Genomic DNA, 20,930 nt, shown 5'->3' with positions numbered 1-20,930 from the left:
TCCTCTCCCTTCGTCGTGTGTGTGACCGGGGTGCTCCTTCGCCCCGGTGCGCGTCAGCGGGGGTGTCGTAGGCTCGGATCGACGGCTGGTCGCCGGCAGCTCGGCCGCGCGATCAGCTGATACTCGGGATCAGGTAAACTGACACCGAGTCGCACACGTTTCGAAGGAGAACCGCATGCAGATCCAGGGCTCGAGTGCTCTCATCACCGGAGGTGCGTCCGGTCTGGGCCTCGCCACCGCACGCCGACTGGCCGCGGCCGGTGCCGTCGTGACCATCCTCGACCTCCCGTCGTCAGCCGGAGCGGAGATCGCCGACGAGCTCGGCGGAGTGTTCGCTGCCGGAGATGTCACCAGCGCGGATGACGCGGCCGCAGCCGCCGCCGCCGCTCAGGCCGCAGCGCCTCTTCGCATCGTGGTCAACTGCGCCGGCATCGCCCCACCCGCGAAGGTGCTCGACCGCGACGGCAACCCGGCTGTGCTCGCCGACTTCGAGCGCATCGTCCGCATCAACCTCGTCGGCACGTTCAACGTGCTCTCGCAGGCGTCCGCCGTGATCGCGAAGAACGACGCGACGGATGACGGCGACCGCGGCGTCATCGTGAACACCGCGAGCGTCGCCGCCTTCGACGGTCAGATCGGCCAGCCCGCGTACTCCGCCTCGAAGGGCGGCGTCCACGCCATGACCCTTCCCGTGGCTCGTGAGCTCGCCCGCTACGGCATCCGCGTCTGCACCATCGCCCCCGGCATCATGGAGACCCCGATGCTGATGGGTCTGCCGCAGGCGGCGCAGGACTCACTCGGTCAGCAGGTGCCGTTCCCCTCGCGGCTCGGCCGCTCCGACGAGTACGCCGCCCTCGTGCAGCAGATCGTCGAGAACGGCTACCTCAACGGCGAGACGATCCGCCTCGACGGTGCCATCCGGATGGCGCCGAAGTAGAACTTCCCGGCGTTCGAATCGCGCACTTGGTGAGATTCGAGCCCGCAAAACTGCAATTCACGCGATTCGAACGAGAAGGTGGCTGATGAGCACACTGGCAGGCAAGACCATCCTCATGTCGGGCGGCAGCCGCGGCATCGGCCTCGCGATCGCCCTGCGCGCCGCGGCTGACGGCGCGAACATCGCGATGCTCGCGAAGACCGACACCCCGCACCCCAAGCTCGAGGGCACGGTGCACTCCGCGGCCGAGCAGATCCGGGCCGCGGGCGGACGGGCGTTGCCGATCGTCGGCGACGTGCGCGACGACGATGACATCACCGAAGCCGTGCTCAAGACCCAGGGCGAGTTCGGCGGCATCGACATCGTCATCAACAACGCCAGCGTCATCGACCTCTCGCGCTCGCTCGACCTCGGCGCGAAGAAGTACGACCTGATGCAGGACGTCAACGTCCGCGGCACGTTCATGCTGTCGCGCGCCGCCGTGCCGATCCTCAAGGATGCCGAGAACCCGCACATCCTCTCGCTGTCACCGCCCCTGAACCCGACGCCGAAGTGGCTCGGCGCGCACACCGGGTACACGCTCGCGAAGTTCGGCATGACGATGGTGACGCTCGGTCTCGCAGCCGAGTTCGCCCGCGACGGCATCGCCGCCAACACGCTGTGGCCGCGCACCACGATCGCCACGGCTGCGGTGCAGAACCTGCTCGGCGGCGACAAGGTCATGGCCGCGAGCCGCACGGCCGACATCTATGCGGATGCCGCCTACGCGGTGCTGCTCAAGCCCGCCGCCGAATACACGGGGCAGACGCTGATCGTCGAGGACGTGCTCGAAGCCGACGGCGTGACCGACTTCTCGCGCTACGCGGCGGTGCCCGGAACGCCGGACGACCGGCTCTTCCCCGACATCTTCCTCGACTGAGCCCGGGTCAGGCGGGGCCGGGTCGGAGTGAGCGCGGCGCCCGGTCAGAACAGCAGGTAGAGCGCGCCGGCGATCGTCAGCACGATCACGATGCGGTCGAACAGCACCTGGTTCATGCGCTTCGCGAGACGGATGCCGGCGAGAGCGCCGATCACGACGAGCGGCGCGAGCACGGCATCCATCAGCAGCACGTGTCCCTCGAACAGGCCGAGCCCTGCGAGGAACGGGATCTTCACGAGGTTGATGATCGCGAAGAACCAGGCCGAGGTGCCGAGGAACACCTGCACGGGTGTGCGGGTCGCGAGGAAGTACATCGACATGACGGGTCCGCCGGCGTTCGCGACCATGGTCGTGAAGCCGCCGAGGGTGCCGTAGACCCCCGAGAGCACCAGGCCGCCGGGAGCGGGTGCCACGGCATTCGCTCTATTCTGTCGCCATCGGCGCCACAGGGTGACGGCGATCATCGCGAGCAGGATCACGCCGATCGCCCGCCGCACGATCCCGTCACCCGCGAGCGCGAGGAACGCGAACCCGGCGACGAGCCCGGCGATGACCGCGGGGGCGAGACGCAGCAGAGTCGGCCAGTGCGCGTGACGGCGGTAGGTGATGAGCGCGAACACGTCGCCGACGATGAGCAGCAGGAGCATCGCCGCGGTCGACGTGCGCGCGGGCAGCACGGTTGCGAAGGGCGCGATGGCCAGGATGCTGCCGCCGGGGAGCGCGGTCTTCGAGATGCCGATCGTGACGGCCGCGAGGCCGAGCGCCGCCCAGGCGAGAGGTGCGAGTTCGATCACCGGGTCATCAGCGTTCCAGCAGGGCGACGATGTCGTCGTAGCCGCGGGCGGCGGCGAGGTCGCGGGGCAGCACGCCGTCACCGTCGCGGATCGTGATGTCGGCGCCGCCGGCGATCAGTGCGCGCACGACCTCGACGTACGTGGCCGAGCCGTCGCCGAGGACGATCGCCTCGTGCAGGGCCGTCCAGTTCAGATTGTTGATGTGGTTCGGGTCGACGCCCGCGTCGAGCAGGATGCCGATGGTCGAGAGCAGCCCGCGCTCGGATGCCGGGATCAGCGCGGTGCCCCCGAAGCGATTCGTGCTCGCGAGGTCGGCGCCGTTCTCGAGCGTGAGTTGCAGGATCTCGTCGTGTCCGCGGGCGCCCGCATACAGATAGGCCGAGTCGTGGATGTCGTCCTTCGCGTTCACGTCGGCTCCGGCCTCGATGAGCACCCGGGCCGCGTCGACGTGATTCGCCTTGGTCGCGGCAACGAGTGCCGTCATGCCGCCGTCACCACGGGCCTCGATGTCGGCTCCAGCGGCGAGGCCGGTGCGCACGGCATCCGCGTCACCCGCGGCGGCGGCGTCGAAGAGATCACGAGTGCTGTCAGACATGGAGGACTCCTCAGACGAAGGCGGCGGGCTGGCGAGTGGCGAAGTGCAGGCCGTCGCTCCCAGCGTGAGCACGCTCGCGAGGGCGGTAACGACCAGCATCCTTCGGGTTCTCATGCGTTCTGGTATACCAAACTCGCATGAGAACCGGATCAGCTGCGGGTGGCAGCGAGCGCTGCGGCGAAGCGGGCTGAGCGCTGCTCGATGTCGGCCCAGTCGGATGCCTTGAGCGAGGCGCCGTTCGCGAGGTCGCCGCCCGCACCCACCGCGACGGCTCCGGCGCGGAACCAGTCGGCGAGGTTGTCGGGGCTGACGCCGCCGGTCGGCATCAGCGGTGCATCCGGGAACGGCCCGCGCAGCGCGCCGAGATACGAGGGGCCGCCGAGGGAGGCCGGGAAGATCTTGACGACGTCGACTCCGAGCTCGAGCGCGCCCATGACCTCGGTCGGGGTCATGGCGCCGGTCATCACGACGCGTCCGGTGTCGAGCATCGCGCGGGTCAGCGTGGGGAGCGTCCCGGGGCTCACGAGGAATTCTGCACCGGCATCCGCGGCGAGGGAGGCCTGCTCGGCGGTGGTGACCGTGCCGGCGCCGATATAGGCGGCGTCGCCATGGCGAGCGATGAGCTCGCGGATCACCGCGGGGGCATCGGGGGTCGAGAAGGTCACCTCGATGCCGGTCACTCCTCCGCGGATGATCGCCTCGGAGGCCTCGAGGGCGAGATCGGGCGACGGTGCGCGCAGCACAGCGAGCACTCCGGTGGCGCGGGCGCGGGAGAGACGGTCGGGCATCGAGGGCTCCTTCGAGTGGGGTTCGTCCCCATTCTCCCCGACCGCAACCTGTAATTACAAGTGACGCGGATGCGGCCAGGCCTCGACGACGTCCTTCGACTCCTTGAGCCCGAGGCCCGTGTGCTCGCGGACGAGCTTGATCGCGTGGATCTTCTGATCGGCCGCGACGAGCCGGTCGACCTCTGTCGCGACGGACGACGGGAGGGCGCCACGCACCGACGACGGCGTGGCGGTGATCGACGAGTACGCGGCCGAGGCGTTCGAGACGGCCGCGAGATGAGGAGCCGTGGTGCTGACCGACCAGTGATCGATCCGGTCCTTCGCCTCTTTCAGGCCTACCCCCGTGTTCTCGCGGTAGAGCTTGATGGCGTGGATCTTCTTGTCTGCAGCGACCAGGCGGTCGATCTCGGCGATCGCCGCGGGCGTGAGCTGCGAGGCCGACGCGGTCGACGTGGAGGTGGAGGCGACAGACCGCGCCATCGTCGGCGAGGGTGTGTAGACCTGGGCCTCCGGAGCCTTGGGGCGCATGGATCTCAACGCCGCCCCGACGATCACCGCACCCAGGCCGATGACCACGATGACGCTGCCGACGGCGATGAAGAGGTCCATTCGCTCAGTCTAGGGACGCGTGTGCCCCCGCCCCAGGGCCTTCCCACCCGGCACCGCGTACCCTGGAGGTATGACCGAGACTCCCCGCACGCGCGAGACGCGCCCCGCCACGGCACCCGCGTCGTCCCGTTCGGGAGCCGTCCGTTCCACCAAGGCTCCGCAGGTGCGCCCCGCGACCGAGGGCTGGACCCAGCAGAAGGATGCCGAGGGGCGGCCGCTGCTGCAGTTCGCGAGCCCCAAGCGCGGCAAGCCGCCGGTGCACCTCGCCGACCTCACTCCGGCTGAGCGCGTCGAGAAGGTCAAGGAGCTGGGCCTCCCCGGATTCCGCGCGAAGCAGCTCTCGACCCACTACTTCCGCCACTACACGTCGGATGCCGCCGAGATGACCGACCTCCCGGCCGACACCCGTGAGCAGCTCGTCGCCGGCATGCTGCCGCCGCTGCTGACCGAGGTGCGCCGCCTCGAGACCGACCGCGGAGACACGATCAAGTTCCTGTGGCGCCTGCACGACGGCGCCCTGGTCGAGTCGGTGCTCATGCGCTACCCCGGACGCATCACGCTGTGCGTCTCGTCGCAGGCCGGATGCGGCATGAACTGCCCGTTCTGCGCCACCGGTCAGGCGGGTCTCACGCGCAACATGTCGACCGCCGAGATCATCGAGCAGATCGTCCGCGCCAACCGGCTGATCGCCGAGGGCGGCCTCGGCGGCAAGAAGTCCGACGACCACTCGATGGAGCGCGTCTCGAACATCGTCTTCATGGGCATGGGTGAGCCGCTCGCCAACTACAAGCGCGTGATGGATGCCGTGCGCTCGATGGTCGCACCGCAGCCCGACGGCCTGGGCATGAGCGCTCGCGGCATCACGGTGTCGACGGTCGGACTCGTGCCGGCGATCAAGAAGCTCGCCGACGAGGGCATCCCGGTGACCTTCGCTCTGTCGCTGCATGCACCCGACGATCACCTGCGCGATGAGCTCATCCCCGTGAACTCGCGCTGGAAGGTCGATGAGGCCCTCGACGCCGCTCGGTACTACTACGAGAAGACGGGCCGTCGCGTCTCTATCGAGTACGCGCTGATCAAGGACATGAACGATCACGCCTGGCGTGCCGACCTGCTCGCCGACAAGCTCAACGAGCGCGGTCGCGGCTGGGTGCACGTCAACCCGATCCCGCTGAACCCGACCCCCGGCTCGATCTGGACCTCGTCGACCCGCGAGGCGCAGAACGAGTTCGTGCGCCGGCTCAACGACGCCGGCATCCCGACCACCCTGCGCGACACCCGCGGCAAGGAGATCGACGGTGCCTGCGGTCAGCTCGTCGCGACGACCGAGGACGAAGCGGCGTCGGCCGCGATGGCCTGAGCCCCGCCCGCGCCGTTCGCGCGATCGCGGAGGCCGTCTCGGCGGCCGAGCGACTCGGCCCGCTCGAGCCATGACTCGATGCGCTCAGGCCTCGCGTCCTTGACGCCCAGCATCCTGGTCGTGCGCACCGAGCGGACGCCGCAGAACCGCAGCGTGCCGCGGGCGACGTGCGTCTGCGCGGGAAGCCCGGTGAACGGCGTGAGGAACCACGGGGTGTCGGCGAGCAGGAACAGGCGGCCGTTGCGCGCCGGCAGCAGCCCCTCGGGCAGCCCGAGCTTCGTGTAGCGGTACTCCTGCTGGGGGAGCAGTGCTCGATCGAAGAAGCCCTTGAGCAGGGCGGGCACGGATCCCCACCACAGCGGAGTGAACACCACGACGTTCGCGGCCTCTGCGAGCGCGCGCTTGGCGTCGATGAGGTCGGGCTCGAGCTGCATGCGCTCGCGGTAGCCGAAGCGCAGGGACGGGTCGAACTCGAGGTCGCGCAGCGCGAGGATGCGTGCATCGCCGTGCGCTGCGGCGTAGCGCCGAGCGAGTTCTGCGGTGAGAGACCGGGCGTCGGGGTGGCCGTCGATGATCAGTGCGGTGGACATGCGAGCTCCTATGTTGACAGTGTCAAGCAGTGGTGGACACTGTCAAGATAGGCAACAATGTTGCTTGTGTCAAGTTCCCGATCCGGCTATCACCACGGCGACCTCGCCCACGCCCTCGAGGCTGCGGCGATGCAGCTGCTCGTCGACAAGCCGGCCCAGGAGATCAGCCTGCGCGAGGTCGCTCGCGCGGCCGATGTGAGCCACAACGCCCCGTACCACCACTTCTCCGACCGTCGGGGGCTGCTCAAGGTGCTCGCCGAGCGGAGCATGGCCGACCTCGTCGTCGCGGTGCGCGCGGCGATCGAAGAGGCCTCCGATCCGCGATCCGCCGCGATCGAGGGCGGTGCCGCGTACATCCGCTTCGCGGTCGAGCACCCTCACGGATTCGACGTGATCTACGACCCGACCGTGTGCATCCCCGGGGAGCCCAGCGAGACCATGGCGCCGCTGATCGCCGAGCTCGAAGAGCTGCTGTCGACCGCATCCGTCGCCGCAGGCCTCGACAGCGAGAGCGGCGTCACCGGGGTCTGGGGTCTCGTGCACGGACTCGGAACACTGTGTGCGGCAGGGCATTTCTCGCTCGACGACGCGCTCGCCGCGAGCTCTGAGGCGCTCGGTCGCATGCTGCCTCATCGACTCCTCTGATCGTCGCAGGGGCGGAGACACAGGGTTCGTGCACGTTTTCCACAGGCGACCTTTCGTAGATTGTCGGGATGCCCTATTCCGCTCACCGCCCGGGACGGTTCGACTCGCAGGGTCGGATCATCCTCGACAGCGACCCGAACGCTGACACGGACGACCTCGACTTCCTGCGCGCGTACGAGCCCACCGGCGCCGATCTGCAGGCGCCGCAGCAGGCCGACCCGACGCCCGCGGCCGAGCCGGAGCAGGAGACGGATGCCGCGGCATCCGCCCGTCCGGCGCGTGAGCCGAAGCCCCGCCGTCAGCCGCGTGAGCGCACGCCACGCGTGCCCGGATCGCGTCTGCGCACGCTCGCCATCCTCGGCGGAGCGGATGGCGAGATCCTCGACCGGGTGCCCGGCGAGACCCCTCGATTCGTGCAGATGTTCTTCGTGCTCGCCGGCACCGCGCTGGTCTCGGCGATCTCCATGCTGTTCGCCCTGACCACGGGCGCCCAGGCCGTGATCTGGCTCGCGGTGCCGCTCGCGATCGTGTGGGCGCTGATCATCTTCAACCTCGACCGATTCCTCACCTCGACCATGTCGTCGACGCGGAACGTGTGGAAGCTCATCGGTCTCGCGATCCCTAGAGTCGTCATGGCCGCGATCATCGGTTTCGTCGTGGCCGAGCCCCTCGTGCTGCAGATCTTCCAGAACGACATCTCGCGCGAGGTCGCCTCGACCAACATCACACAGGCGCAGGCCGACCAGGATGCGCTCGAGACCGGCCCCGAGAAGAAGGCACTGGATGCGGCATCCGACCGCGTCGCCGAGCTCGAGAACCAAGCGGCCACGGGTGTCGTCGCCGGCACCGATTCGTCGTCGGCGAGCGAGTCCGCCGCGCAGACCACGGTCGACGACCTCACCGCCAAGATGACCGATCAGCAGGCCGTGATCGACCAGGCGCGGATCCTGTACCAGTGCGAGCTCACGGGTGAGGGCGCGGGCACGGTTCCCGGCTGCACCGGCGTGAACGGCGAAGGCGCGAGCTCGGATGCCGCCAAGGCCCAGCTCGCCGAGGCGCAGCAGACGTACGACGGGCTCGCCGCACAGCTGCGCACCGCCAACGAGGAGCTCGCCGCTGCCGGTACCGCCGCGAAGGAGAACACCAGCACGTCCGAGGCGCAGAACCGCGAAGAGGCCAAGTCTCAGCTGCCCGCCGCGCGCGACAGCTACGACACCGCGCTCGCCGCCTACAACGCGCGCGCCGAGTCGGTGGCATCCGGCAACGCGGGCGCGATCGGACTGCTCAGCCAGATCAGCGGACTGAACAGGCTCAGCGAGAAGGAGCCCACGATCCTGTGGGCGCACATCCTGATCGCCGCGCTGTTCTTCATGATCGAGCTGCTGCCGGTGCTCGTGAAGGTGCTCACGTCGTACGGCGACCCGTCGCTGTATGAGAAGGCGGCCGCGATCCGCAAGCAGGTCGCCCTCGACAAGGTCACCGCCGAGGGCTTCCGCGACCGCGCGGCGATCGTGAACGAGCAGTCGCAGGGCATCCAAGCCGAAGCAGGGCCGAGCGAGCCGCAGACCCGTGCCGGGCGCAAGGAGGCCGAGCAGGCCGCGCAGGAGCGCGCGCAGGCCGAGGAGCGCGAGCTCGCCGAGAAGCGTGCCCAGGCGCAGACGCTCGAGGAGCAGGAGCAGTTGGTCGAGCCCCGCGTCTGAGACCGGTCACGGGATCCGGGCCCGACCCCTGCGGCGGCCGGTAGCGTTGTGACATGGTCAACTATCGCTATCTCGGCAACAGCGGTCTCAAGGTCTCTGAGATCACCTACGGCAACTGGGTCACCCACGCTTCACAGGTCGGCGACGACGCCGCCGTCAAGACCGTCCACGCGGCGCTCGACGCCGGCATCACCACGTTCGACACCGCAGACACGTACGCGAACACCGCGGCCGAGGTCGTGCTCGGCAAGGCGCTCGAAGGTCAGCGCCGCGAGAGCCTCGAGATCTTCACGAAGGTCTACTTCCCGACCGGTCCCAAGGGCCCGAACGACACCGGGCTGAGCCGCAAGCACATCCTCGAGTCGATCAACGGCTCGCTGAAGCGCCTGGGCACCGAGTACGTCGACCTCTACCAGGCCCACCGCTTCGACTACGAGACCCCGCTGGAAGAGACGTTCCAGGCCTTCGCCGACGTCGTCCGCCAGGGCAAGGCTCTCTACATCGGAGTCTCCGAGTGGACGGCCGAGCAGCTGCAGGACGGTCACGCGCTCGCCAAGGAGCTCGGCGTGCAGCTCATCTCGAACCAGCCCCAGTACTCGATGCTGCACCGCGTGATCGAGGGCAAGGTCGTGCCGACGTCGCAGGATCTCGGCATCTCGCAGATCGTCTGGTCGCCGATGGCGCAGGGTGTGCTCTCGGGCAAGTACCTGCCCGGTCAGCCCGTACCGGACGGCTCGCGCGCCACCGACCCGCACAGCGGCGCGGACTTCATCAAGAGCTTCCTGAAGGACGACATCCTCACCGCGGTGCAGCGCCTCAAGCCGATCGCCGAGGAGGCTGGACTGTCGATGCCGCAGCTCGCGATCGCGTGGGTGCTGCAGAATCCGAACGTCGCCGCAGCCCTCGTCGGCGCCTCGCGCCCCGAGCAGCTCGCCGACACGGTCAAGGCCTCGGGTGTGACGCTCGATGCCGACACGCTCGCGGCGATCGACACCGCGCTGGGCGACACGGTCAACCGCGACGCCGAGGCCACGTACTCGATGTCGCCGAAGGCCCGCATGGTCTGACAGACGCACGCACGACGAAGGCCGCCGTTCGGATGAACGGCGGCCTTCGTCATGGTTCGCATCCGGTTTCGAATCGCGCACTTGGCTGTTTCTCGCGGGAGATTTCTGCAAAGTGCGCGATTCGAAACCTATTCCTTGACGGCTCCGGCGGTCAGGCCCTGCACGATCCAGCGGCTCGCGAGAGCGAACATCGCCATGGTCGGCAGGATCGTCAGCACGGCGGCGGCGCTCATCGAACCCCAGTCGATGTTGAACGTGGAGATGAAGCCGTTCAGGGCCGACGGCACCGTGCGGTTCTCATCCGTGTTCATCAGCACGACCGACAGGAACAGCTCGTTCCAGCAGTTCACGAAGTTGAAGATGAACGCCGCGATGATGCCCGGGGTCATCACCGGCACGAGCACCCGGAACAGGGCGCCGAAGCGCGAGCATCCGTCGATCATCGCCGCCTCTTCGAGCGCGTCGGGGACGTTCTCGAAGAACCCGCGGAGCATGACGGTGGAGAACGGGATGCAGACCGCGATGTACACGAGGATCAGGCCGGGCTTCGTGTCGACCAGGCCGAGGTCGGTCATCATCGAGTACAGCGGTCCGAGCGCGATGAACGCGGGGATCATCTGCGTCAGCAGGAAGGCGACCAGCACCGTGCCCTTGCCGCGGAACTCGAAGCGGGCGATCACGTAGGCGCTCAGCAGCGCGATCAGCGTCGCCACCGCACCCGCGATCGTCGCCACGAGAGCCGAGTTGCCGAGGAAGACCCCGAACGAGCTCTGCTGGAACAGGCTCACGTAGTTGTCGAACGAGGGCTCTGAGGGCCAGTACTCGATCGGGAACGAGTTGATCGTCCCCGGCGACTTGAACGACGTCAGCGCGATCCAGTACAGCGGGAACAGCGTGATGACGAGCCAGAGGCCGAGCCCGACGACGCGCACGACGCCGCCGACCGAGACCTTGCGCTTCGGTCGAGGGGCCTTCGCGAGGTCGGGGACGGTGAGACGCCGGGTCTCGGTGACCGTGGTTCCGGTGATGGTCATCGCTGGACCCTCCGCATCGCCATCAGGTAGAACGCGCAGAACACGAACAGGAACGCGACGACGATGAGTCCGATCGCGCTCGCGATGCCGTAGTTGCCCTGCTGGGTGTAGTTGATCATCCACGTCGTGATGATGTGCGTCTGGTTCGCCGGTCCGCCGTTCGTCATCGCGTAGATGATGTCGGGGAAGTTGAAGATCCAGATGATGCGCAGCAGGATCGTCAGCAGCAGCGTCATCGAGATGTACGGGATGATGATCGAGAAGAGCTGGCGCACCTTGCCCGCGCCGTCGAGGCTCGCCGCCTCGAGCATCTCGTCAGGCACCGACTGGAGTGCGGCGAGGATCATGATCGCGAAGAACGTCACGCCGTACCAGATGTTGGCGACGATGACCGCGAACATCGCGAGCTTCGGGTCGGCCAGCCAGGGCAGCGGGGCGTCGATCACACCCGCCTTCATGAGCAGGTCGTTCACGACGCCGAATTCGGCGTTGAACATCCAGCGGAACAGCATCCCGATGAGGAAGCCCGAGACTGCCCAGGGGAAGAACACGAGCGCCTGGTAGAGGCCGCGGAAGCGGAACCGCTTGCGCAGCGCGAGAGCGATCAGGAAGCCGATCACGAGCTGCGGCACGAGCGAGCCGACGACCCACAGCACCGAGTTCCACGCGACGGTGGGGAAGGCCGGGTCCTGGAAGACGGTGACGAAGTTGTCGAAGCCCACCCAGGGGGTCGACGTGAGGTCCCAGAGGTTCCAGTCGTGGAAGGCCATGCGTGCACCCTGCAGCATGGGCCAGTAGGTGAACCAGCACACGAACACGATCGCCGGGGCCATGAAGGCCAGCAGCGTCAGCGCATGGCGGCCACGGAAGGGGCGGCGCCGGCGGGATGCCGGGGAGGCCCCGCCGGCGGTGCCGACGGAGCCCCCTTCGAGAGTGGTCCGGGTCACGGATCAGCCCTTTTCCGCAGCGTACTTCTCGGTCCAGAAGGTGTCCCACGACTCGAGCAGCTCGGAGGTGCTCATGTTGCCCAGGAGCACGTTCTGCACGTCCTGGTCGGACTTCTGGATCCACTCGGTCCACCAGCTGACGCCACGCGGCTGACGCACGTTGACGTACGTCTCGGGGTCCTCCGTCATGGTGACGTAGCTGGTCCACGGGCCGGTCGAGTAGAACTCGTCGTCCGCGGCATCCGAGATGATCGGCACGAGGCTGTTGGCCTGTGCGAACTCGGTCGCGGGCTCGGCCGACGAGAGGAACTCGACGAGCTTGACCGCGGCATCCTGGTGCTCGCTGTTCTCCGCGACGCCCCAGCCGGCGACGGCCAGAGGCTGCGCGGCCTTGCCCGACGGGCCGACGAGCAGCGGGGCGGTGTCCCACTGGTCCTCGGTGAGCGACGAGTCCTGCACCGTCGCGATGACCTCGGGGTCCTGCAGCAGGAACGCCGTGGTGCCGTTGGTGAAGCCGGCGACCATCTCGGGGTAGCCCCATGACACGGCCGAGGGCGGGGATGCCTCCTTGAAGAGGTCGAAGTAGTCGTCGACGGCATCCTGCGCCTCGGGGGCCGCGAAGATCGTCGAGCCGTCCTCCATCAGGAACGCGTCATCGACGTCGAGGTCGTCGATCGTGTACGCCTCGATCGCCGCGACGACGTTGCTGTTCGCGTTCTGGCCGCCGCGGAACGCGTAGCCGTAGATGTTGTTCGACGGGTCCTGGATGGCGCTGGCCTGCTCGAGCAGGTCCTTCCAGCTGTGCGGCGGGCCGTCGAAGCCGGCATCCTTCACCAGGTCGGTGCGGTAGAAGAGCGACAGGCCGTAGAAGCCGTAGGGCACGAAGTAGCTCTTGCCGTCGGCGGCCACGGATGCGGACTGCGCGTTGTCGGTCAGGGCATCCCAGCCGTCCCACTTCTCGAGGTCGCCCGAGATGTCGTGCAGCCAGCCGTTGTTCGCGAACGGACCGACTGTGATGTCGCGGACCTCGAGGACGTCGACGCCCTTGCCGGACTGCAGCATCTGCTGGATCTTCGCGTCGGCCTGCTCGGTGGGCGGCGAGACGAGGTTGACCTTGATCTTGGGGTTGTCGGCCTCGAACTCGTCGAGCAGTCCGCGGATCAGGTCGGTGCGCGCAGGGTTGGTCAGGCTCTCGACCATCTGCAGGGTGACGGTGCCGTCGGCGGATTCGCCGCCGCCTGCGGAACAGCCGGTGAGCGCGAGGGCGGCGACGGTGCCGATTCCCGCGGCGGTCGTCAAGATTCTGTTCTTCTTCACGAGGTGCCTCTCAGTTGGTGGTGGTGTGTCGGGTGGTGGTGGGTGGTGGTGGGTCGGGTCAGGGAACGATGAGGGAGTCGGCACTCGTGCGGATGCCGGCTCGGCGCAGGATCTGCGGGATGCAGCGCTCGACGAAGGTCTCGAAGTCGGACGCCTCGGTGTAGAGGTGCGCCGACAGGCGGAAGTAGCCGATGCCGCGGAAGCTCGTGAAAGCGGTCTCGACGCCGGTCTCGTCGAGCAGGTCCATGCGCAGCGCGTCGGCCTCTTCGCGGGTGGAGCCGAGTCCGAGCGGCAGGCGCACGAGCCGCATCGAGGGCACGGGCGAGGGGAGAGGGGTGAGCGGGTCCTCGTCGCCGTAGGGGCGCAGGCCCTCGGCGATGATCTCGGCACCGGCATCCGCCATCTGCGCCATCGCCAGTCGGGCGTTGTGCCAGCCGAACTCGGCTTCGATGAACTCGATCGAGGCGGGGGTGGCGAGATAGGTGGTCGCGTCGATCGTGCCCTGGGTGTCGAAACGCTCGGGGTACGGCTCGTTCGCGGCCCACGAGTCGATCAGCGGCCAGAGGTCGTCGCGGTCGGGCGCGTTCGTGACGAGCAGCGCCGAGCCGCGAGGGGCGCAGGGCCACTTGTGCAGGTTGCCGAACCACCAGTCGCCGCCGGCGACCGCGGCGGCATCCGGCACGAGACCTGGGGCATGTGCGCCGTCGACGAGCGTGCGGATGCCGCGCTCGGCGGCGAGCTCGGCGATGCGGCGGGTGGGCAGCATCCGGGCCGTGGGAGAGGTGATCTGGTCGACCACGATGAGGCGCGTGCTCGAGGTGAGTGCATCGGCGAAGCGCTGCACGACCTCGTCGTCGGAGGCCAGCAACGGCAGCTCGACGGCACGGACGGATGCTCCGAAGCGGCGCGCCAGGCGCTGCGCGCCCATCGTGATCGCGCCGTATCCCTGGTCGGTGACGAGGATCTCGTCGCCGAGCTCGAGCCGCAGCGAGTTGTAGACCACGGTGGCCGCAGCCGAGGCGTTGGGCACGAAGACGCTGTCTTCGGCGTAGGCGCCCACGAACGGTGCGGTGCGCTCGCGGGCCTGCTGCACCCGCTCGGCGATGCGGGGGAACCACTCGACGGGACTGAGGTCGGCGCGGCGGCGCAGAGCATCCTGCTGTTCGACGACGGCGGTGGGCACCGCCCCGAAGGACCCGTGGTTCAGGTGGATCACGTCGGGGTCGAGGGGCCACGCATCACGGGCTCGGATGCCGGAGTTCAGCGTGAGCGGTGCGGGGAAGGCTGGTGCGGGCATCGGTCCTCGTCGGTGCGTCAGGGGGAGTTGTTGCACAACTTTGCCACACGGCTTTCGAAATGGCTACGAAAAGGTGAGGATGAAACATAGTTGTCATACGAATTTGATGAGGGCCCTGCATCCGACAGACTCGCAGGGGGATCGGGCGGTGTCAGGAGGATGACCATGAGCGCATTGGACACGGCTCTTCACGGGCTGCGCACGCTGATCGCCGACGGTGCCCTGCGCCCCGGTGATCGTCTGCCGAGCGAGGGCGAGCTGTGCGAGACGCTCGGCGTCTCACGCGGATCGCTGCGAGAGGCCATCCGCATGCTGGCCGCGCTCGGTGTTCTCGACACGAGGCATGGCTCGGGCAGCTATGTCAGCGAACTGCGCGCCGCCGACCTGATCGGCAGCCTGTCGCTCACGGTCGGGCTTCTGCCCATGGCCGGGGTGCTCGAACTCACCGAGCTGCGTCGCGTGCTCGAACCGCACGCGGCCGCGCTCGCCGCAGCCCGCATCGACGCGGCGACGATCGAGGAGCTCAGCGGCGTTCTCGACGAGATCGAGGCCAGCGACGACTTCGAGGATCACTCGCGACTCGACCACGCCTTCCACATGACGATCTCGGAGGTCGCGGGCAACGACGCCCTCACGAGCCTCATCGACGTGCTGCGCTCACGGTCGCGCGCCTACCGGATCCCGGATGCCGGCGATGCCGCCGAACTCAAACTCCATTCGGATGCCGGTCACCGCGCGATCCTCCGCGGACTCGCGGCGGCGGATCCGGTCGCGGCCTCGGCTGCAGCATCCGCTCACGTCGCCCAGACCGAGTACTGGGTGCGGCGGTACACCGACACGGATGCACCGGCGCCTGTGGCTGCGCCGACGCCGACGGCTGAGTGAGTCGATGCTGGTCCTGGTCTGCGGACCCTGACCCGATCTGCGGACCGAACTGCGGTGGGACTGGTCCCGGTCTGCGGACCTTGACCCGATACGCGGACCGAACTGCGGTGGGACTGGTCCCGATCTGCGAACCTTGACCCGATACGCGGACCGATCCCGCCGATCCGTCTGGTGATCGGGACGAGGTCCGCTGATCGGGCGCCGTACACGGGCGTGGTCCGCCGATCGGGACGGCTGTCAGTCCGATCGCGGAGCGAAGCGCAGGACGTTCGTGTCGCGGCGCACGAACCCGACCGACTCATAGAGGCGCAGCGCCGATTCCCGCGACGGACGCGACGTCAGATCGAGTGTCGGGATGCCCCGCCGCCCGGTCTCGTCGATGATGGCCTCGAGCAGCAGTCGTGCGATTCCTCGCCCGCGGGCATCCTCATCGACGACGACGTCTTCGATGGTGGCGTGCCATCCGGTGACGAGCGGAGCGGTGGCGAGCGTCGCCATTCCCAGGATCCGACCCGACTCCCGCGCGAGGAAGAGGTCTGCATTCGGCGAATCGATCAGCGCGAGCATCCGCTCCGAGTCGAATCCGGCGGTCCGCGAGAGCTGCGGAAGAAGCGTCTCGATGCGCTGGAGGTCGCCCGGCGTGAGATGGTCCGCGATCGAGAGGCTGATGTCGTCGGGCATGGGGTGACGGGTCAGGCGAGGGTGATGTCGACCTGGATCTCGGTGGCGATGCGCTCAAGGTCGCGACGGAGTGCGTCGAGGTCGACGGATGCCGGAACGCGCGCGATCACGGATGCCTCGAACAGGCGGCCGCCGGCCATCGCGGCATCCCGGGTCTCGGTCGCCAGCTCTTCGATGCTGAGCTCGTGCGCGTTCAGCACGTTCGACACCTCGCGGACGATGCCGGAGCGGTCGTTGCCGAGCACGCTGATCTCGAGCACCTGGTCATCGGCGTCGATCGCGGGAGCGCCGGTGAGCACCGCCAGCGTCAGGAGCCCCTGGCCCTGGAGCTCACGAAGTGCGGCCTGCAGCCCCTCCGAGTGCTCGGGCGAGACCGACACCTCGATCACTCCGGCGAAGGTTCCCGCGAGCTCGGCCAGCGAGCTGTTCTCCCAGTTGCCGCCGTGAGCATCGACGACATCGGCGACGGCTGCGACGAGACCGGGGCGATCAGCACCCGCGACAGTGAGGATGAGAGTAGTCATGCGGCCAGCGTAGGGCGCGTTCGGAGGTCGGCGCGACCCGGCATTGTTTTGAATGATTCAAAACAAGGTACGCTGGGTGAACAACGTGGTGCCGGGNGGCACCACTGTCCGTGAAGCACCACCACCCCTGACTGAGGAGGCTCACATGAGTCACGAACACGCCAAAGATAGCCGATCACTGCCGATGGATCGCTCGATGGGGCGCGAGGGGCGCGAACGCATCGTTCGCGAAGCGCTCGAGCGCATCGACGGAGCGCCGGCGCCGGCGGTCGACATGATGCAGGCCGCGATGGGATCCGAAGCGCAGATCCGCCTCGTCCACGACGTCGTCCGGGCCTATCTCGACGAACATGACCTCACTGATACGAAGGCGTGGGCGGCGGCCCTGCAGGAACGACCGACGGCGCACGACGCGTCCGTGAGCGTGATCTGAGTGACGATCGCTTCGATGGTTCAGCTCCCGGTCGCAGCACTCGGCGCAGGTCCCGCGGTGCAGCACATCACCGAGTCGGATCTGCTCTCGACGCCGCCCCGCATCACCGACCCGTCGCGGGTCATGGGACGCCTGGAATCAGGTGGACTCGGGCGCCCGAGCTTCGTCGTCGTCGAGTGCGCAGACGGTCGGATCCCGGCCGCGCTGGTGCTCGAATACGGAGACGCGGATGCTGAGCGGACGAGGCCGGCACGCGTGTGGAGCCGTGCGGGCGGGAGGGCGATCGCCCCGCTCTATCGCCTCAGCGGCGACAGCTCTTCGGGAGGTTACGTCACCGCGTGACGGCGGTGCCTCGGGGCGGTGACCTCGGGCGGCGTCGGAGACATCCGCGCGGTCAGTCGACCCAGACGCCCGTCCCGAGGAGGTGGTCGAGGCGGGCGCGGTGCGGGGCGAGGTCCCAGCCCTGCTCCGCGACCCACTCGTCGTTGAAGTACGTGCCGGCGTAGCGGATGCCGCTGTCGCAGATGAGCGTGACGATGCTGCCGGTCTCGCCCGCCGCGCGCATGCGCGCGATGAGCTGGAAGGCGCCGTAGAGGTTGGTGCCGGTCGAGCCGCCGGCGAGGTGCAGTGTGCGTTCGCGCAGCATCCGGATCGCGGCGATCGAGCCCGCGTCCGGTACGCGGATCATCTCGTCGATCACCGTCGGCACGAACGAGGCCTCGACGCGCGGCCGGCCGATGCCCTCGATGCGGCTCGGTCGACCGGCGGGCGGGTCGACGGTGCCGGCCCATCCGTCGTAGAAGGCCGAGCCCTCGGGGTCGACGACCGCGATCTGGGTCGCGTGGCGGCGGTACTTCACGTACCGGCCGAAGGTGGCGCTCGTGCCGCCTGTGCCCGCGCCGACCACGATCCAGCGGGGGATCGGATGCCGCTCCTGCGACAGCTGGCTGAACACGCTCTCGGCGATGTTGTTGTTGCCCCGCCAGTCGGTCGCGCGTTCGGCGAACGTGAACTGGTCGAGGTAGTGCCCGTGGCACTCGGAGGCCAGGCGCTGCGCCTCGGGAGACATGTCCTCTGCGCGATCGACGAAGTGGCAGCGCCCGCCGTAGAACTCGATGAGGTCGATCTTCTCCTGGCTCGTCGAGCGCGGCACGACCGTCACGAACGGCAGGCCCAGCATCCGCGCGAAATACGCCTCGGAGACGGCGGTCGACCCGCTCGACGACTCGACGAGCGTGGAGTGCTCGGTGATGCGGCCGTTGACCAGCCCGTACAGGATCAGCGAGCGCGCCAGACGGTGCTTCAGCGAGCCGGTGGGATGCACCGACTCGTCTTTCAGGTACAGATCGATGCCCCATTCGGGCGGCAACGGGAAGAGGTGCAGGTGCGTGTCTGCGCTGCGGTTCGCGTCGGCTTCCAGCAGGGCGATCGCGGTGCTGGTCCAGTCGCTCATCCTTCGAGCGTAACGCTCCTCTACTTGGCGGTGTAGCCGCCCTCGCCCGTCGTTCCGTCGTAGGTGAACACCTTGTCTTCGAGGGTGATCTTGATGTCGTCGCCGAGGGGCTCCTCGGCGAGCAGACGCTCTTCGAGCATCGTCATCCGCTCCTGATACTCCTGCGCCTGGGCCTCATCGACGCCCCAGAGCGTCGCGGACTTCATGTCGACCAGGAAGTACAGGAACGCCGAGACCGCCGTGCGGTTGAATTCGCTGTCGGGAATCTTCTCCCACAGTGCTCCGCTGTCTCGGAGCTGCTTGTACTCGTCGATCTTCGCCTGGAGCACGTCGCCGATCGCGGACGCATCGGCATCACCGGAGTCGCCGGAGTCGTCGGTCGGCGGGTCGTCGGTGCTCGGCTCCTCGGACGGAGCGGTGGGTGTGTCGGCCGTCACCGTGGGAACCGGCGCGGAGACGGGCTCGCTGCTCGAGCCCAGCAGCAGGCTCACCGCCACCCCGATGCCGACGACGACGATCAGCAAGAACGCCGCGACGGCGGCGATCACGATGCCGACGGTCCGTCCCGAACGCGAGGGTGCGCTCGGGGGCGCGGCGGGGTACGGATACTCGGCGCCGTAGGGCGTCGGGGCCTGCTGCCCGACCGGGTAGTGGGTCGGGTACTGCCCCGGTTGCCCGGCTGGGTACTGCCCCGGGTACTGCCCCGGCTGCTGCGCGGCGGTGTACGGCGGCAGCGGCGGCGCGGGCGGTGCCGGCGGCCCTGCTGGAGCGCCGGGCTGCAGGCCTGCGGCGTACGGCGGCAGCGGGGGTGCGGGCGGGCCGAAGGGGCCGCCCGATACCGGCGGCTGCGTCGCGGGAAGTGTCGGGGCTCCACTCAGCGGTGGCGCGAGGGGAACGGACGACGCGAGGTCACCACGGTCGGCTGCGGGCGGCGGCGGGATGACCGCATCCGGATCGGAACTCTTCGAGTGCGCGTCGTCGACCATCGTGCTGCCCCCTGCTCGCATCGCCCGGTGCGATGCGTCCTCCGCTGCCAGGCTAGCGGCCTCAGCGGGCAGTGCTCAGCTGTGAGTGCGCAATCGACAGTGCTCAGCCGACAGTGCTCAGCGGACGGTGCTCAGCGGACGGTGCTCAGCGGACGGTGCCGGCGCGCGACGTGCCGCCGTCGCCGTCGACGTGCAGCAGCGACGCCTGCGACTGCTCCTGCTGCAGCTGGAACTCGAAGCGCGAATGGTCGCCGCGATGGTGCGCGACGAAGTATTCGATCGGGATGCCGTCGGCCGCCCGGCTCACGCTGCGCAACCGCAGCAGGGCGGAGCCGGCGCTGACGCCGAGGTGCTGCGCCTGCTCGTGCGTCGCGACGGTCGCCTCGGCCGAGCGCACGCCGCTGGTCGCGACGATGCCGTGGTCGGCGAGCACCCGGTAGAGCGACGCCTCGGACAGGTCGACGTCGAGCGTGACGGTGCCGACGGCATCCGGCATCCAGGTCGTGGAGAGCGACCAGGGCTCGCCGTCGACGTGGCGGAGGCGTTCGAGCACGACCACGGGGGCGCCGGGTTCGACCTCGAGAGCCGACGCGATCTCGTCATCGGCGACGGTCAGCTCATGACGGAGCACGTCGCTGTGCACGTGCCCGCCGCGGCGCTCGACATCATCGTAGAGGCCGATCAGGGTGTGCACGAGGCTCTCACTCGTGCGGGGACGCGAGACGAACGTGCCTTTGCCCTTCACCCGTTCGACGAGTCCCTCGTGCTCGAGCTGAGCCAGTGCCTGACGCACCACGGTGCGCGAGATGCCGTAGCGCTCGCACAGGCGATGCTCGCCAGGCAGCGGGTCGCCCGGCTGCAGCCCGTCGCGGGTGATGCCGTCGACGATCAGCTGGCGCAGCTGGTCGTACATGGGCGCCGCGGAATGACGGTCGATCGTGTCATTCATGTCAGTACGCCACTCCCGCGTGCAGGATCACGTTGGCGTAGGGGGTGAACTCTCCCGAGCGCACGAACGCCCGCGCCGAATGCGTCAGCTCCTTGAAATCCACGTGGGGGATCAGCTCGATCTCGAAGTCCTGATCGGCGAAGCGCTCGCGCAGCGCGGCCAGCACCTCCGGACTCTTCTCGGCGACCTCCTCCGACACGGTCGCTCCCTCGACGACGAGCTCGGCGAGCACGGTGTCGAGCACGTCGAGGAACGCGGGAGCACCGGGGCGGTAGGCGAGGTCGATGCGCTCGGACCCCGGCGGAATCGGCAGTCCCGCGTCGGTGACCACCAGCAGATCCGTGTGACCGGTCTCGCTGATCACCCGGGAGAGGGCCGGATTGATGGTCGTCGCTGTCTTGCGCATGGTGCTCCTCGGGG

Annotated in this window: 23 protein-coding genes; 8 read left to right on the top strand and 15 right to left on the bottom strand. The window is 68.6% G+C overall.

What is annotated here, in order from left to right; genetic code table 11:
- The first annotated feature begins 175 nt into the window (after positions 1-175).
- Both ACTJKH_RS13620 and ACTJKH_RS13615 read left to right on the top strand, forming a co-directional pair.
- Complete coding sequence (locus ACTJKH_RS13620; protein WP_440737362.1) at positions 176-937, top strand: SDR family NAD(P)-dependent oxidoreductase; 762 nt, start codon at positions 176-178, stop codon at positions 935-937.
- A gap of 85 nt (positions 938-1,022) precedes the next feature.
- Positions 1,023-1,856, top strand: coding sequence for an SDR family oxidoreductase (locus tag ACTJKH_RS13615; protein ID WP_440737361.1), 834 nt, complete (start codon positions 1,023-1,025; stop codon positions 1,854-1,856).
- A gap of 44 nt (positions 1,857-1,900) precedes the next feature.
- Here the strand turns inward: ACTJKH_RS13615 and ACTJKH_RS13610 are convergent, their stop codons facing one another.
- From ACTJKH_RS13610 to ACTJKH_RS13595, 4 genes are all read right to left on the bottom strand, one after another.
- Positions 1,901-2,650 (bottom strand): sulfite exporter TauE/SafE family protein, encoded by a 750-nt coding sequence (locus ACTJKH_RS13610; protein ID WP_440737360.1) that lies wholly within the window; start codon positions 2,648-2,650, stop codon positions 1,901-1,903.
- 7 nt (positions 2,651-2,657) lie between these two features.
- Positions 2,658-3,245 (bottom strand): ankyrin repeat domain-containing protein, encoded by a 588-nt coding sequence (locus ACTJKH_RS13605; RefSeq protein ID WP_440737359.1) that lies wholly within the window; start codon positions 3,243-3,245, stop codon positions 2,658-2,660.
- A gap of 149 nt (positions 3,246-3,394) precedes the next feature.
- Positions 3,395-4,033: a bifunctional 4-hydroxy-2-oxoglutarate aldolase/2-dehydro-3-deoxy-phosphogluconate aldolase gene (locus ACTJKH_RS13600; RefSeq protein ID WP_440737358.1), complete on the bottom strand. Its 639-nt coding sequence runs from the start codon at positions 4,031-4,033 to the stop codon at positions 3,395-3,397.
- Positions 4,034-4,087: 54 nt separating this feature from the next.
- A complete protein-coding gene (locus ACTJKH_RS13595; protein ID WP_440737357.1) occupies positions 4,088-4,642 on the bottom strand; it encodes a ribosomal protein L7/L12 in 555 nt (184 codons plus the stop codon).
- 70 nt (positions 4,643-4,712) lie between these two features.
- Here ACTJKH_RS13595 and rlmN point away from each other — a divergent pair, with 70 nt between their 5' ends.
- The gene (gene rlmN, locus ACTJKH_RS13590) at positions 4,713-6,002 is read left to right on the top strand and encodes a 23S rRNA (adenine(2503)-C(2))-methyltransferase RlmN (protein WP_210096061.1); all 1,290 of its coding nucleotides are present in this window, start codon (positions 4,713-4,715) and stop codon (positions 6,000-6,002) included.
- Here rlmN and ACTJKH_RS13585 read toward each other — a convergent pair.
- A complete protein-coding gene (locus ACTJKH_RS13585) occupies positions 5,951-6,592 on the bottom strand; it encodes an NAD(P)H-dependent oxidoreductase (RefSeq protein WP_440737356.1) in 642 nt (213 codons plus the stop codon). The two genes, rlmN and ACTJKH_RS13585, sit on opposite strands and share 52 nt — an antisense overlap.
- Before the next feature lie 66 nt (positions 6,593-6,658).
- Here ACTJKH_RS13585 and ACTJKH_RS13580 point away from each other — a divergent pair, with 66 nt between their 5' ends.
- The 3 genes from ACTJKH_RS13580 to ACTJKH_RS13570 all read left to right on the top strand — a co-directional run bounded on the left by ACTJKH_RS13580 (position 6,659) and on the right by ACTJKH_RS13570 (position 10,004).
- Positions 6,659-7,237: a TetR/AcrR family transcriptional regulator gene (locus tag ACTJKH_RS13580; protein WP_440737355.1), complete on the top strand. Its 579-nt coding sequence runs from the start codon at positions 6,659-6,661 to the stop codon at positions 7,235-7,237.
- Positions 7,238-7,305: 68 nt separating this feature from the next.
- Positions 7,306-8,937, top strand: a complete 1,632-nt coding sequence (locus ACTJKH_RS13575; RefSeq protein ID WP_440737354.1) for a DUF4407 domain-containing protein — start codon at positions 7,306-7,308, stop codon at positions 8,935-8,937.
- Positions 8,938-8,990: 53 nt separating this feature from the next.
- Complete coding sequence (locus ACTJKH_RS13570) at positions 8,991-10,004, top strand: aldo/keto reductase family protein (RefSeq protein ID WP_440737353.1); 1,014 nt, start codon at positions 8,991-8,993, stop codon at positions 10,002-10,004.
- Positions 10,005-10,132: 128 nt separating this feature from the next.
- Here the strand turns inward: ACTJKH_RS13570 and ACTJKH_RS13565 are convergent, their stop codons facing one another.
- From ACTJKH_RS13565 to ACTJKH_RS13550, 4 genes are read right to left on the bottom strand one after another with little or no spacing between them, the layout of a single operon-like run.
- Positions 10,133-11,038 (bottom strand): carbohydrate ABC transporter permease, encoded by a 906-nt coding sequence (locus tag ACTJKH_RS13565; RefSeq protein ID WP_259161644.1) that lies wholly within the window; start codon positions 11,036-11,038, stop codon positions 10,133-10,135.
- Entirely contained in the window at positions 11,035-11,985 is a 951-nt protein-coding gene (locus tag ACTJKH_RS13560; RefSeq protein WP_210096055.1) for a carbohydrate ABC transporter permease, read from the bottom strand. Before ACTJKH_RS13560 ends, ACTJKH_RS13565 begins: the two co-directional genes overlap by 4 nt.
- Before the next feature lie 3 nt (positions 11,986-11,988).
- The gene (locus tag ACTJKH_RS13555; RefSeq protein ID WP_210096054.1) at positions 11,989-13,302 is read right to left on the bottom strand and encodes an ABC transporter substrate-binding protein; all 1,314 of its coding nucleotides are present in this window, start codon (positions 13,300-13,302) and stop codon (positions 11,989-11,991) included.
- A 58-nt stretch (positions 13,303-13,360) separates the two neighbouring features.
- Positions 13,361-14,599, bottom strand: a complete 1,239-nt coding sequence (locus ACTJKH_RS13550) for an aminotransferase class V-fold PLP-dependent enzyme (RefSeq protein ID WP_440737352.1) — start codon at positions 14,597-14,599, stop codon at positions 13,361-13,363.
- A 165-nt stretch (positions 14,600-14,764) separates the two neighbouring features.
- Between ACTJKH_RS13550 and ACTJKH_RS13545 the strand changes: the two genes are divergently transcribed.
- Complete coding sequence (locus ACTJKH_RS13545; protein WP_440737351.1) at positions 14,765-15,484, top strand: FadR/GntR family transcriptional regulator; 720 nt, start codon at positions 14,765-14,767, stop codon at positions 15,482-15,484.
- A 237-nt stretch (positions 15,485-15,721) separates the two neighbouring features.
- Here the strand turns inward: ACTJKH_RS13545 and ACTJKH_RS13540 are convergent, their stop codons facing one another.
- The gene (locus ACTJKH_RS13540) at positions 15,722-16,165 is read right to left on the bottom strand and encodes an N-acetyltransferase family protein (RefSeq protein WP_440737350.1); all 444 of its coding nucleotides are present in this window, start codon (positions 16,163-16,165) and stop codon (positions 15,722-15,724) included.
- An 11-nt stretch (positions 16,166-16,176) separates the two neighbouring features.
- On the bottom strand, positions 16,177-16,689 hold the full coding sequence (locus tag ACTJKH_RS13535) for a glycine cleavage system protein R (protein WP_440737349.1): 513 nt from the start codon (positions 16,687-16,689) through the stop codon (positions 16,177-16,179).
- A 448-nt stretch (positions 16,690-17,137) separates the two neighbouring features.
- Here ACTJKH_RS13535 and ACTJKH_RS13530 point away from each other — a divergent pair, with 448 nt between their 5' ends.
- Positions 17,138-17,464, top strand: a complete 327-nt coding sequence (locus ACTJKH_RS13530; protein ID WP_440737348.1) for a hypothetical protein — start codon at positions 17,138-17,140, stop codon at positions 17,462-17,464.
- A 52-nt stretch (positions 17,465-17,516) separates the two neighbouring features.
- On the opposite strand, the gene ACTJKH_RS13525 is transcribed toward ACTJKH_RS13530, so the two are convergent.
- The 4 genes from ACTJKH_RS13525 to rbsD all read right to left on the bottom strand — a co-directional run bounded on the left by ACTJKH_RS13525 (position 17,517) and on the right by rbsD (position 20,916).
- On the bottom strand, positions 17,517-18,575 hold the full coding sequence (locus ACTJKH_RS13525) for a PLP-dependent cysteine synthase family protein (RefSeq protein ID WP_440737347.1): 1,059 nt from the start codon (positions 18,573-18,575) through the stop codon (positions 17,517-17,519).
- A 20-nt stretch (positions 18,576-18,595) separates the two neighbouring features.
- Positions 18,596-19,561: a hypothetical protein gene (locus ACTJKH_RS13520; RefSeq protein WP_440737346.1), complete on the bottom strand. Its 966-nt coding sequence runs from the start codon at positions 19,559-19,561 to the stop codon at positions 18,596-18,598.
- A 145-nt stretch (positions 19,562-19,706) separates the two neighbouring features.
- On the bottom strand, positions 19,707-20,510 hold the full coding sequence (locus tag ACTJKH_RS13515; RefSeq protein WP_440737345.1) for a GntR family transcriptional regulator: 804 nt from the start codon (positions 20,508-20,510) through the stop codon (positions 19,707-19,709).
- A gap of 1 nt (position 20,511) precedes the next feature.
- The gene (gene rbsD / locus ACTJKH_RS13510) at positions 20,512-20,916 is read right to left on the bottom strand and encodes a D-ribose pyranase (protein WP_440737344.1); all 405 of its coding nucleotides are present in this window, start codon (positions 20,914-20,916) and stop codon (positions 20,512-20,514) included.
- Positions 20,917-20,930 lie beyond the last annotated feature (14 nt).

This window comes from Microbacterium sp. 22215 (assembly GCF_052045655.1).
In the GTDB taxonomy this organism is placed as follows: Bacteria; Actinomycetota; Actinomycetes; order Actinomycetales; family Microbacteriaceae; genus Microbacterium; species Microbacterium phyllosphaerae.
This window is presented reverse-complemented; position numbering and strand designations above follow the sequence as displayed.